The following is an 11906-nucleotide window of genomic DNA, read 5'->3' on the forward strand; positions in this document are numbered from 1 at the left end:
ATGCCGCTGATCAGATGTGCATGCAGGAGGCGATCTGACATGGATCCAGCAAACATCGGCGTTGCCTTGCTGATCCTGACCCTTTCTCTGTTGGCGCTGCGCGTGCCTGTGGCGTTCGTCGTGGGGGGCGTCGGGGCGGTCGGTACGTTTCTGATACATGCGACAAGCGGTGATGGCGGAATCTTCGACCTGGCCATGAACCTGACTGGGCCGATCCTGCTGTCCACGGCGCTGGACCTGCCTCGCGCGGTTGATCTTGCGATCGTGCCGCTGATGATCCTGCTGGGAAATGTCGCCTTCTACGCCGGTATCGCCACGCGTATCTATGACGCCGCCGCGATCTGGCTGCGACCCCTGCGTGGCGGTTTGGCAATGGCGGCGGTCGTGGGATGCGGGGGATTTTCGGCGATCTCGGGGTCCTCGATCGCCTGCGCCTCGACGATGGGTCGCATCTGCGTACCCGAGATGTTGCGCCTGGGCTACGATCCAAGACTTGCAACCGCATCCGTCGCCGTGGGTGGTACGCTGGGATCGCTGATCCCGCCGTCAGTCCTGTTCATCCTGTTCGGCATCTTTACCGAAACGTCGATCGCCCGGCTGTTTCTGGCGGGCGTCCTGCCTGGCTTGCTGTCTTTGGCGGGGATGGTGGCGGTGGTCGCCTGGTGGGTCGGACAGAATCCCAAGGACGCGCCGGCCGGCACCGTGGACAAGGCCAGCCGGATCGACGCTGCTTTGGCAATCTGGCCGGCGCTGCTGCTGTTTGCAATGATTGTCGGTGGAATCCTTCTGGGATTTTCGGCGACGGCTGCCGTGACGGCCTGTGTCATGCTGACGCTGGTGATCGGGTTCATCCAAAGTCGCCTGACCGCCGACGTGCTGTGGCAGGCGATCCGGGAAAGCCTATTACAGAGCGCCGTGATCCTGCTGATCGTCGTCGCGGCAAAGGTGTTTTTCGGTTTCGTGATCCTGACGGGCCTGCCGGATGCCGCACTGGGCTGGGCCCAGGATGCCGCCCTGTCCTATTTCGTGATGATCGCCGTCGTGATCATCACCTATCTGATCCTGGGGATGTTTCTTGAACCGATCGCGATCCTGATCCTGACATTGCCGTTCCTGCTGCCGCTGGTCGAAGCGTATGGCATGGATCCGATCTGGTTCGGGGTGATCGTGGTCAAGCTTCTTGAGATCGGTCTGATCACCCCGCCGGTCGGCCTGAACGTGTTCGTCATCGGAAACGTGACGCGCGACGTGGGCATTGACCGGATATTCGCCGGTGTCTCGCGGTTCCTGGCCATCGATGTTCTTGTTCTGCTGATCCTGATCCTGTTTCCGATCATCTCGACCATTCTGGCGGGCGCGATGTGACCATGGCCAGCATGCATGGACCTGACGATGAACATGACCGGAACTTCGCCACCACGCTGGCGCGGGGTCTGTCGGTTCTGCGCGCATTCCGCGCCGGCGACGACGGCCTGACCAATGCCCAGATTGCCGAAAGGACCGGACTGCCGAAATCCACCGTGTCGCGCCTGACCTTCACACTTGGGCGCCTTGGTTATCTGACGCGGCCACAGCGGAACGAACGCTATCGCCCCGGTCCCACATTGCTGGCTTTGGGGCATGTCGCCGCGTCATCCCTGTCGTTTCTGGATGTGGCGCAGCCGATAATGCAGGCGTTGGCGGACGAGATCGGAACCCTGGTTCTGTTCGCCGTGCGTGATCGCGACAAGGTCGCGTTGGTCCGAACATGGCGGCCACGGCACGCGGCGTCGATCTGGCTGGAGGTGGGGCACAGGTTGCCGGTCGGAGGCTCGTCTTCGGGTCTTGCGATCTTGGCGGCGACGACGGGCGCGGAATTCGCGGCTTTGTTGCAGGATCGCCCGCCCGAGGTCGCGGATGGCACTGCGCTGGCGGATCTGCGGCGCGAGGGGCATCGGCAGTTGATGGCGAACGGCTATGCGGTCGTTCGCAGGGAATTGCGGCATACCTCGAATGTTTCGGCGGTATCGGTGCCGTTCAGATCATCGCGCCTTGCGGGGCCGGTGGCGTTTTCCTGCGGTGCGCTGGATGATGTTCTGCCGGAGGCAAGGATTCACGACCATGTGGGCCGCAGGCTGCGAGAAACCGTCCAGCAGTTGCAGGGCCTGATCGGGCAGAACGGTTCGCCCGCGTGGACCGGAACGCTGGACGACGAAGGAGGACTGGCATGATCGTCGACTATCAACGCGAGGGCGTCATCGGTGTCATCACCATCGACAACCCGCCGGTAAACGCGATATCGCAAGGGGTGCGTGCCGGATTGATGGACGCGCTTGCAGCACTGAATGCAGACGCCGGGGCGCAAGCGGCCGTGATCCTGTGCGCGGGGCGGACATGGGTCGCAGGGGCGGATATCGCCGAATTCGGCAAGCCGCCCATGATGCCGCATCTGCCCGATGTCATCGACCGGATAGAGGCCTCTGCAAAACCCGTTGTCGCCGCGATCCACGGCACCGCACTGGGCGGCGGGCTGGAAATCGCGCTGGGTGCGCATGCGCGCATCGCCGCGCATGACGCCAGGCTTGGCCTGCCCGAGGTGACGCTGGGTCTGATGCCGGGCGCGGGTGGCACGCAGCGGCTGCCGCGCCTGGTCGGCCTTGCTGCATCGCTGGACATGATTACTTCGGCACGGCAAGTCGGCGCTGCCGAGGCGTTGAAGATCGGACTGGTCGATCGGATCGTAACCGGGGATCTGACGCGGGCCGCGATGCAGTTCGCGCGTGAACTGGCCGGACAACAGCCGCGGCGCACAAGCGAGATTGCCGCCCCCACGGTCGATGCGGCGCTGGCGGACAGCATCAAGGCAAGTCTGACCGCAACAGCACCGGGGCAGGTGGCGCGGCCGCGCGCGGTTGATGCGGTGATCGAAGGTTTATCGCTTCCATTCGATCAGGGCATGGCGCAAGAGCGCGCAAAATTCATGGAACTGATGGACACACCGCAGCGCGCTGCGTTGATACATGCCTTCTTCGCCGAACGCGCCGTGACGAATCTGCCCGATCTGAAGGGTGTCCCTGCGCGCACCGTGGATCGGATCGGGGTGATTGGTGGCGGCACGATGGGTGCGGGCATCGCCGTGTCCGCGCTGCTGGCGGATCTGGATGTGACGCTGGTCGAACGCGATGCCGAGGCCGCAGAACGGGCTGCGGCCGGTATCGGCAGGATGCTGGAAGCTTCGGTCGGGCGCGGCAAGCTGACCCCCGACCGGCGCGATGCGATCCTGTCGGAAAGTTTCCGGGCCGTCGGCGACTATGAGGCATTGTCCGACGCGGATCTGATCGTCGAGGCGGTCTTCGAGAAGATGGAGGTCAAGGAACAGGTCTTCGCCCGCCTCGATGCCGTGGCCAGGCCGGGGGCGGTGCTGGCCACGAACACATCCTATCTGGACGTGAACCGCATCGCGCAGGCGACGGGTCGGCCGCAGGATGTGATCGGCCTGCATTTCTTTTCGCCCGCCCATGTCATGCGGTTGCTTGAGGTCGTGGTGGCCGACAGGACGGCACCCGATGTGGTGGCGACAGGGTTCGCGCTGGCCAGAAAGCTGAAGAAGATCGCCGTCCGCGCGGGTGTCTGCGACGGGTTCATCGGCAACCGAATGCTGGCCCACTATCGCGCGGCTGCCGACGCCATGGTGCTGGACGGGGCGTCACCTTATCAGATCGACCGGGCGCTGACCGAATTCGGATTCGCGATGGGCCCCTATGCGGTGTCGGATCTTGCCGGCCTGGATATCGGCTACCTTACCCGTCAGCGAATGGCCGCGGACCGGCATCCGCGCGACCGTGTGCCGGTCTTCGCGGACCGTCTCTACGAGTTGGGGCGTCTGGGCCGCAAGACCGGGCGCGGCTATTATATTTACGACGACAAAGACCCGAAGGGCCGCGAGGATCCTGAGCTTGCGGGCTTGCTGGATCAGGTTCGCGCGGATCTGGGGATCGCGCCGCGCGATTTCGACGACGCCGAGATCGTTGCCCGGTACATGGCGGCGATGGTGAACGAGGGCGCGCGCGTCGTTGGCGACGGGATTGCTGCCCGCCCTCTGGATGTCGATGTGGTGCTGCTGAACGGCTATGGATTTCCTCGATGGCGGGGCGGGCCGATGCACTGGGCGGATGCACAGGGACTGCCCGGCATCGCCGACGATATCGAGCGCTTTTCCAGACAGGACGACCATTTTTGGCGCATCGCGCCCTTGCTGCGCGATCTGGCCGCCAAGGGCGGCCGTTTCGGTGACCTGAACCAGCGGAGTGTCGCATGAAACAGCCGGTGATCATCTCGACCGCCCGCACTGCGATCGGCAAGGCCGGGCGCGGCGCCTTCAACATGACCCATGGCGCGGTGATGGCCGGGCATGTCGCGCGGGCGGTGGTGGATCGTGCGGGCATAGATCCGGCGCTGATCGAGGATAGCATTTGGGGATGTGGCTACCCGGAATATGTCACAGGCGGCAACATCGCCCGGCAAGCCGTGATCCGCGCGGGTCTTCCGGACAGTGTCGCGGCCACGACGGTCAACCGTTTTTGTGCCTCTGGGCTGCAGGCTTTGGCGATGGGCGCGCATATGGTTGCGTCTGAAGGTGCGGGCGCCGTGCTGGTCGGCGGTGTCGAAAGTATCTCGATGGTCCAGCCGCCGGTGCGCAATTCGCGCGAAGCCTGGATCGAGGAACATCGCCCCGATCTGTATATGCCGATGATTGAGACGGCGGACATCGTGGCCCATCGCTATGGCATCAGTCGGGCGGCGCAGGACGATTATGCCGTGCAGTCGCAGGCCCGGACCGCAGCTGCGCAGGCGGCAGGTTATTTCGATGACGAGATCGTGCCGATCACCGTGACGAAGATGGTAACAGACAAGCATTCGGGGACGACGCACCGGGAAGCTGTGACAGTCTGCGAAGATGAGGGCAACCGCCCCGGTACCACGTTGCAGGCGCTGTCGCGGTTGGAACCGGCGCGCGGCGAAGGCCAGTATGTCACAGCAGGCAATGCCTCGCAGCTTTCCGACGGCGCAGCCGCGCTGCTGGTCATGGATCAGGATCTGGCGGCGGCGCAGGGGCTGACACCCCTTGGTGCGTTTCGCGGCTTCGCCGTTGCCGGATGTGCGCCCGATGAAATGGGGATCGGCCCGGTCCTCGCGGTGCCGCGCCTGCTGAGGCGCGCCGGACTGCGGATCGACGATATCGACCTGTGGGAATTGAACGAGGCGTTCGCCAGCCAGTGCCTGTATTGCCGCGACAGTCTGGGAATCGATCCGGCAAGATGCAACGTCAATGGCGGGGCGATTTCGATCGGTCATCCCTTCGGCATGACCGGCGCACGGACCGCCGGCCACATCCTGCGGGAAGGTCGAAGACGGGCCGCGAGATGGGGCGTCGTGACGATGTGCGTGGGCGGCGGGCAGGGCGCCGCCGGGTTGCTGGAAATATTCTGACCGGCCGGGCGCTTGGTCGTCCCGGCCGGATCAGTGTCTGGCTCGGCGCCTGACAGTTGTTCAGTCTTCTGAGACCAGCCTGTGCCGCGGCGGATAGAACTGCCGCGAAAACGAAACCGGGGCCACATCGCTCCAGTTGATACGCTCGACCGCCAGAACGGGTGTGCCGTTCTCGACCCTCAGGTTGTGGGCGCAATCGCCCGAGGCCCCTTCGGCAAGGATCGAGAACCGTCCACGCGTCAGCGGAACGTTGCGGGCCAGCCATTCGTGAGCAGGCTGGTTCCTGACATCCTCGATCGTTATCGTCGGCAATGATCGCGGATTCAGCCAGATGGCCTCGCAGCAATGCGGGTGACCGTCAGCAAGATACTGGGCCTTGATCAGGATCAGATCTTCGCTTGCCGCAACCTGCAGGGCACGCATGGCGGCCTCGGTCGGCTTCGACTGGCCATAGCTGGTCATGCGATAATCGTATTCAGCGCCAAGGGCTTCGATCTCGTCTCGGACAACCGGCATTTCAAGCGTAGTTCGACGCGACGGGGTCGATGTGACGCGGGTGCCAACCTTCCGGCGCCGTTCGACGATGCCGCTGTCGGCAAGCTCGCGCAGCGCCCGATTGACGGTCGCGCGCGCGCAGCCAAGCTGAACGGCAAGCTGCTGTTCGGTGGGGATCAATTCGCCAGGCGCCCATTCCCGTGTCCGGATACGCTCCAGAACCTCGGAACGGACCGATTGCCAGGTATTCATGCGCTGTGATCCACGCTCGATGCCGGCGGGTCGCAGGGAACGAGCGACCGTACTGGGTATCTTTGTCATGATGGGTGCAAACTCGGAATCGTTATGTTCTTTATTAATCTTATTAAACTGCAGCAAGGAAACCTGTCGAAATAGGCATATTATGCCTAAAGGGCGAAAAATCTGCTCTTAAAGATATGAATTTAGCGTCATGGTTGTGAAGAGTGAATATTTTCAATCCTTTTTTGATCTGCTAATTGCATGATGTGCAAGGGCGTGGATCGAAGGGCGCTACAATGAAACAGGAACACCGGCTGACGCCGGATCGGCCGGCCCTCGTGACCCAGCCGCAGGGGGCAGTCGCCGGGCCGGTCTGGCCGATCCTTCTGGCGATCAGTCTTTGCCACATGGTCAACGATGTCATGCAATCGATGCTTGCAGCAATCTATCCCCTGCTTCGGGCCGAATTTTCGTTGAGCTATGCCCAGATTGGGGTAATGACCTTCGCCTTTCAGGCGACCGCATCGCTGTTGCAGCCGCTGATCGGGGCGGTCACCGACCGCCATCCGCAGCCGCGGTCTCTGCCCTTCGGCATGGCCTCGACCTTCTGCGGTGTGCTGCTATTGGCGTTCGCGCCGCAATATGGCTGGCTTCTGGCCGGAGCGATGCTGATCGGCATCGGGTCCGCGGTGTTCCATCCCGAAAGCTCTCGCGTTGCGCGGCTGGCCTCGGGCGGTCGATACGGCACCGCGCAATCGCTGTTCCAGCTTGGCGGCAATTTCGGGCAATCCATGGGTCCGTTGCTGGCGGCCTTCGTGGTTGTGCCGCTGGGACGTCCGGCCGTGGCCTGGTTCGCCGTCGCGGCGGCACTGGGGTCGGCGCTGCTGTGGCATGTCGGAGGCTGGGCCGAAGGGCGGCGGCGCGCGCACGCGGCGCGGCCCGATACGACGCTGAGGCTGCCGCGAGGGATCGTGAAGCGGTCGATCACGGTGTTGGCAGTCCTGACCTTCACCAAGAATATCTATGGCGCCGCCATGACCAGCTATTTCACGTTTTTCACCATCGAGAAGTTCGGTCTGGGTCCGCAGGGCGCGCAGATCATGCTGTTCCTGTTCCTGGGCGGGATGGCGGCCGGGGTGATGCTGGGCGGGCTGGTCGGGGACCGGATCGGACCCTTGCGGGTCATCTGGTTCTCGATCCTCGGCGTGCTGCCCTTCACGCTGGCGCTGCCGCATGTCGGATTGATTCCGACGGGGATCCTTTCGGTTGTCATCGGGCTGATCCTGGCGTCGGCGTTTCCGGCCATCGTGGTTTTCGCACAAGAATTGGTGCCAGGCCGCACCGGCACCATTGCCGGGCTGTTCTTCGGTTTTTCTTTCGGGATGGGGGGGATTGCGGCTGCGGCGCTGGGGGTTCTGGCTGATGCGCGCGGGATCGAGTCCGTGTTTATTCTTTGCTCGGTATTGCCCGCGCTTGGCGTGCTGACGGTATTCCTTCCGCGCATGGATCGCCGGTGGCCGGGATGACGCAAGCGCCACTGTTCTTTCACATCAGTCCCGACTGGTGCGGCGAGGTGCGGTTGGCGCAAATGTTCCAGTTGAACGGTCATGAGGCATTGGACGGAGAACGGGGCGCGCTGGCCAGCGAGATCCTGTTCTGCGAGGCGCGCGATCAGACCCCGCTGGCGCGTTGGCCGCAGGTGCGGCTGTTCACAGGTTTGTATCGCACCGCTCCGTTCTGGCGCCCGCCGCTGGAGGCATGGCGCAGCTTCGATTTCCTGCGGTCGCGGTTTCCGCAAGCCTATTTCATCCTGACGACACGCGAAATCGACGGCTGGCTGGTCGATCGGCTGACGCGCGCCAACCGGGCCGCCGCGCGCTGCTATGCCCATCACCGGGATGTGCCGGAAGGCGATCTGCCACAGATCTGGGAAGCTGATTGGCACGCGCATCTGCGCGCGGTCGAGGCAGTTTTCGGTGCCGATCCCCGACTGATCCGCATCGACCTGGAGACAGAAGATCCGCAATCGGTCTGCCGTAGCCTGTCGGCGCTGTTGCCGATGGATGTCGCGCCGCCGGACCGCGATTGGTTCCCCCCAGCCGATCCGTGGTCAGGAAAAGCCGTGATGGCGGCGTTCGAGACCGACGCGTCGGCCGCCGTGCCGGATCCCGACTATGTCGAGGATGTGGCGAGTTTCTGTCTGCGTGGGCTTTCGCCCGATGACGGTGGCCGCAATGGCGTGTCACGGCATTACTGCGAATGGGACGGAGAGGGGACGATTCTGGATCATCTGGACCAGCCCCGCCAGATCGCGATCCGATCTCTGCCGGGCGATCCCGGGCGGCGCAGTGCCGCGGTTTCGCGCCCCGATCAGCACTTCAAGCTGCTGCGCGCTGAAGGTGTGGTCAACGATGCTCTGCGACTTGGGCGTGCCACGCGGCTGCGGATCGACATGGAGGATTCGCGCTGGATGGGCTCGCCCCAGGGGCAGGCATTGGGGGTTCCGGTGCTGGGCCATTGCCGTCGCGAGGGGGCGCGCAACGTTGTGCTGTGGCCGCTGCCGGATCAGCACCAGATCGGCATGCCGGGGTTTGACCCTTCCGCTGCGCCCGACCGCCTTCCATTCGACGACAAGCTGGATCGGGTGGTGTGGCGCGGCATGATTTCCGGCAGCGAGATGCGTGACGGGGTCCGTCCGGGTGCCGGCTCGCATGTGCACCTTGCGCGACTGGCCCAAGCAGGACAGGATCCTGCGGCGCGCGACGCCGCCTGGCAGGATCTGTGCCGCACATCGCGCCTGAACTTCGTGCGGCGCTGGTTCGGCCATCCGGACTTCAATTTGGGTATTGTCATGGCCTGGAGCATGCGCGACATGGCCGAGGATCCGCTTCTTGCGCCTTATTGCGACACGCGGCGCGGTCCGGGATTTTTCCGGCAGTTCCGCTATCAGCTTTGCCTGACGGGTTTCGATCACGGGTCGAACTTCATTCCGATGATCGACAGCCAGTCGGTGCTTCTGGCCGAGCAGGATGGCTGGGAAGTGTTCTATTCCGGTCGCTTCAAACCGTGGAAACACTTTATTCCTGTAGCGCGGTATTGCGGCGATATCCTGGAGAAACTGGCATGGGCGCGCGAAAATCCCAACAAATGCAAAGAGATGTCGGCCGCTGCACGCGCCGAGGTCGCGATGCTGCGCGACGCGCCCACGCGCCGCGCGATCCTGTCACGCATTCTCGACGGACTGGCGGCGTCGCGCTAGGTTTCGTCAAGGGAGGATCCGTCCATGACAACCATTCGCGCGGTGCCGATCACGGCCGATGACTTCGCCCCGTTCGGCGAACTGCTGACGGTCCGGCCGATGCCTGACAAGATGATCAACGAGGGTCGCTGCGAACGGCATCATGCACTTGCCACGGTTCAGCGTGGCGGGGGCGAGGCGATCATCTCGATCTTCCGGTCGCAGCCGGTCAGCCTGCCTTATGAATGCGGGCTGCTGGAACGCCATCCGCTGGGATCGCAGGCATTCATGCCGCTGGGACCAGATGCCTGGCTGTCCGTGGTGGCACGGGACGACGCAGGCCGCCCCGGCCATCCCGTTGCCTTTCTTGTGCCGTCCGGGATGGGCATCAACCTTCATGCGGGCGTCTGGCATGGGGTTCTGACCCCGCTGGATCGCGCGGCGGATTTCCTTGTGGTGGATCGAGAGGGTGATGGCGTGAACCTTGAAGAGATCCGCATCCGGCCCATCACGATTACCGCATGAACCTTCCCGATGACAGTTTCGAAAGACTGGCCTGGGCACGCGGCGCGCGGATCGTGGCCGGCGTGGACGAGGTTGGCCGGGGTCCGCTTGCGGGTCCGGTGACCGCGGCGGCGGTGGTGCTGGACCCCGGTAATGTTCCCGAGGGGCTGAACGATTCCAAACAGCTGACCGGCAAGCGGCGCGAAGCCCTGGCTGCACGGATCATGGCGCAAAGTCATTGGTCCGTGGCCCATGTCGAAGTGGCCGATATCGACCGGCTCAATATCTATCATGCCAGTCATCTGGCGATGTGCCGCGCGGTCGCCGGGCTGCTCCATGTGCCTTGTCACGTCCTGGTGGACGGCAACCGGGTGCCCAAAGATCTGGGCCGCCCGGCCGAGGCCATCATCAAGGGCGACGCGCGCAGCATCAGCATCGCGGCGGCGTCTATCCTGGCCAAGGTGTTGCGCGATCGCATCATGGTGGATTTGGCGCAACAGCATCCCGGCTATGGCTGGGATGTGAATGCGGGCTATCCGACACCAGCCCACAAGCAGGCGCTGCTAGATCTGGGGGTGACCCCTCATCATAGGCGTTCGTTCCGGCCCATCCACAATATCTTGTGTAAAGATGGATCTGCAAGTGTTTGATTCAAAAAAGAAATTGACGCCGAATCGGGTCTGAATCATCTTTGTCCTCATACCAGACCGGCCAAAGTCGGCTTCCCCACGAGGCAGAGATGACGAAGATCAAAGAACAACGCGCGGCCACCGCGCGGCCCTTGCCGCTGAACCAGATTCTGGCGGGTGATTGCATCAAGATCATGAATTCGCTTCCCGAAGGAAGCGTGGACCTGATCTTCGCCGATCCTCCTTACAACCTGCAATTGCGGGGCGATCTGCTTCGCCCGGACAATTCGAAGGTTGATGCCTGCGACGACGAATGGGACCAGTTCGCGGGCTTCGCCGCTTATGACAGCTTTACCCGTGACTGGCTGGCCGCCGCGCGCCGTATCCTGAAGCCGCATGGCGCGATCTGGGTGATCGGCAGCTATCACAACATCTTCCGCGTCGGCGCGGAACTGCAGAACCAGGGTTACTGGATCATGAACGACGTGATCTGGCGCAAATCGAACCCGATGCCGAATTTCCGCGGCAAGCGCCTGACCAACGCTCATGAGACGATGATCTGGGCCGCGAAATCGGACGCCTCGAAATACACGTTCAACTACGAGGCGCTGAAATCCCTGAATGAAGGAGTTCAGATGCGGTCCGACTGGGTCATCCCGATCTGCAACGGCGGCGAACGGCTGAAGGACGGAAAAGGCGAAAAGGCCCATCCGACCCAGAAACCCGAGGCATTGTTGCACCGGGTTATCGTCGGCACCACCAATCCGGGCGATGTGATCCTTGATCCGTTCTTCGGCACTGGCACAACGGGCGCTGTCGCCAAGATGCTGGGCCGCGATTTCATCGGCATCGAACGCGAGGCCGCCTATCGTGAGGTGGCCGAGCAGCGTCTTGCGCGGATTCGCCGTTTCGATGCCGAGGCGATCGCCACCACCAAGGCAAAGCGCGCCGAGCCACGCGTTCCGTTCGGTCAGGTGATCGAACGCGGAATGCTGCGCCCGGGCGAGGAACTGTATTCCATCGGCAGCCGGCACAAGGCGAAGGTGCGCGCCGATGGCAGCCTGATCGGCAACGACGTCAAGGGCAGCATCCATCAGGTCGGTGCCGCGCTGGAAGGTGCGCCGTCCTGCAACGGCTGGACTTACTGGCATTTCCGGCGCGAGGGCAAGATGATCCCGATAGACATCCTGCGCCAGCAGATCCGCGCCGAGATGGAGGGCGAGGTCTCGCGCCCGAACTGATCCCGTTTCACGGTTTCGCCGCAGTCCCGCCGCCAACCGCGCGGCCGGGATCGCCTTGCCCCGCCATCGTCGTATGGCGGGGTCTTTTCA

10 protein-coding genes are annotated in these 11906 nt (G+C 63.5%); 9 read left to right on the forward strand and 1 reads right to left on the reverse strand.

Annotated features, from left to right (window positions below; genetic code table 11):
* Window positions 1-39: 39 nt before the first annotated feature.
* From MU516_RS10265 to MU516_RS10280, 4 genes are read left to right on the forward strand one after another with little or no spacing between them, the layout of a single operon-like run.
* Window positions 40-1365 carry a TRAP transporter large permease gene (locus MU516_RS10265; protein WP_260277134.1) on the forward strand — a complete coding sequence of 442 codons (1326 nt, stop codon included), beginning with the start codon at window positions 40-42 and terminating at the stop codon, window positions 1363-1365.
* 2 nt (window positions 1366-1367) lie between these two features.
* On the forward strand, window positions 1368-2210 hold the full coding sequence (locus MU516_RS10270) for an IclR family transcriptional regulator (RefSeq protein ID WP_260277135.1): 843 nt from the start codon (window positions 1368-1370) through the stop codon (window positions 2208-2210).
* The gene (locus tag MU516_RS10275) at window positions 2207-4297 is read left to right on the forward strand and encodes a 3-hydroxyacyl-CoA dehydrogenase NAD-binding domain-containing protein (protein ID WP_260277136.1); all 2091 of its coding nucleotides are present in this window, start codon (window positions 2207-2209) and stop codon (window positions 4295-4297) included. The genes MU516_RS10270 and MU516_RS10275 overlap by 4 nt, the downstream gene beginning before the upstream one ends.
* Complete coding sequence (locus MU516_RS10280; protein ID WP_260277137.1) at window positions 4294-5469, forward strand: acetyl-CoA C-acyltransferase; 1176 nt, start codon at window positions 4294-4296, stop codon at window positions 5467-5469. The genes MU516_RS10275 and MU516_RS10280 overlap by 4 nt, the downstream gene beginning before the upstream one ends.
* Window positions 5470-5529: 60 nt before the next feature.
* On the opposite strand, the gene hutC is transcribed toward MU516_RS10280, so the two are convergent.
* Window positions 5530-6216 (reverse strand): histidine utilization transcriptional repressor HutC, encoded by a 687-nt coding sequence (hutC, locus tag MU516_RS10285; protein WP_260277138.1) that lies wholly within the window; start codon window positions 6214-6216, stop codon window positions 5530-5532.
* A gap of 284 nt (window positions 6217-6500) precedes the next feature.
* On the opposite strand from hutC, the gene MU516_RS10290 reads away from it, so the two are divergent.
* From MU516_RS10290 to MU516_RS10310, 5 genes are all read left to right on the forward strand, one after another.
* Entirely contained in the window at window positions 6501-7730 is a 1230-nt protein-coding gene (locus MU516_RS10290; protein ID WP_260277139.1) for an MFS transporter, read from the forward strand.
* Window positions 7727-9463: a glycosyl transferase family 90 gene (locus tag MU516_RS10295; protein ID WP_260277140.1), complete on the forward strand. Its 1737-nt coding sequence runs from the start codon at window positions 7727-7729 to the stop codon at window positions 9461-9463. The genes MU516_RS10290 and MU516_RS10295 overlap by 4 nt, the downstream gene beginning before the upstream one ends.
* A 24-nt stretch (window positions 9464-9487) precedes the next feature.
* A complete protein-coding gene (locus tag MU516_RS10300; protein ID WP_260277141.1) occupies window positions 9488-9967 on the forward strand; it encodes an ureidoglycolate lyase in 480 nt (159 codons plus the stop codon).
* Complete coding sequence (locus tag MU516_RS10305; protein ID WP_260277142.1) at window positions 9964-10596, forward strand: ribonuclease HII; 633 nt, start codon at window positions 9964-9966, stop codon at window positions 10594-10596. The genes MU516_RS10300 and MU516_RS10305 overlap by 4 nt, the downstream gene beginning before the upstream one ends.
* Before the next feature lie 89 nt (window positions 10597-10685).
* A complete protein-coding gene (locus MU516_RS10310; protein WP_260277143.1) occupies window positions 10686-11816 on the forward strand; it encodes a site-specific DNA-methyltransferase in 1131 nt (376 codons plus the stop codon).
* Window positions 11817-11906: the final 90 nt, after the last annotated feature.

The organism is Paracoccus maritimus (assembly GCF_025195095.1).
Lineage (GTDB): Bacteria > Pseudomonadota > Alphaproteobacteria > Rhodobacterales > Rhodobacteraceae > Paracoccus > Paracoccus maritimus.

Coding starts and splice junctions, on each gene's coding strand:
- hutC (WP_260277138.1), bottom strand. CDS start 6,216: ATGAATACCTGGCAATCGGTCCGTTCCGAGGTTCTGGAGCGTATCCGG.
- MU516_RS10310 (WP_260277143.1), top strand. CDS start 10,686: ATGACGAAGATCAAAGAACAACGCGCGGCCACCGCGCGGCCCTTGCCG.
- MU516_RS10275 (WP_260277136.1), top strand. CDS start 2,207: ATGATCGTCGACTATCAACGCGAGGGCGTCATCGGTGTCATCACCATC.
- MU516_RS10270 (WP_260277135.1), top strand. CDS start 1,368: ATGGCCAGCATGCATGGACCTGACGATGAACATGACCGGAACTTCGCC.
- MU516_RS10305 (WP_260277142.1), top strand. CDS start 9,964: ATGAACCTTCCCGATGACAGTTTCGAAAGACTGGCCTGGGCACGCGGC.
- MU516_RS10295 (WP_260277140.1), top strand. CDS start 7,727: ATGACGCAAGCGCCACTGTTCTTTCACATCAGTCCCGACTGGTGCGGC.
- MU516_RS10300 (WP_260277141.1), top strand. CDS start 9,488: ATGACAACCATTCGCGCGGTGCCGATCACGGCCGATGACTTCGCCCCG.
- MU516_RS10280 (WP_260277137.1), top strand. CDS start 4,294: ATGAAACAGCCGGTGATCATCTCGACCGCCCGCACTGCGATCGGCAAG.
- MU516_RS10290 (WP_260277139.1), top strand. CDS start 6,501: ATGAAACAGGAACACCGGCTGACGCCGGATCGGCCGGCCCTCGTGACC.
- MU516_RS10265 (WP_260277134.1), top strand. CDS start 40: ATGGATCCAGCAAACATCGGCGTTGCCTTGCTGATCCTGACCCTTTCT.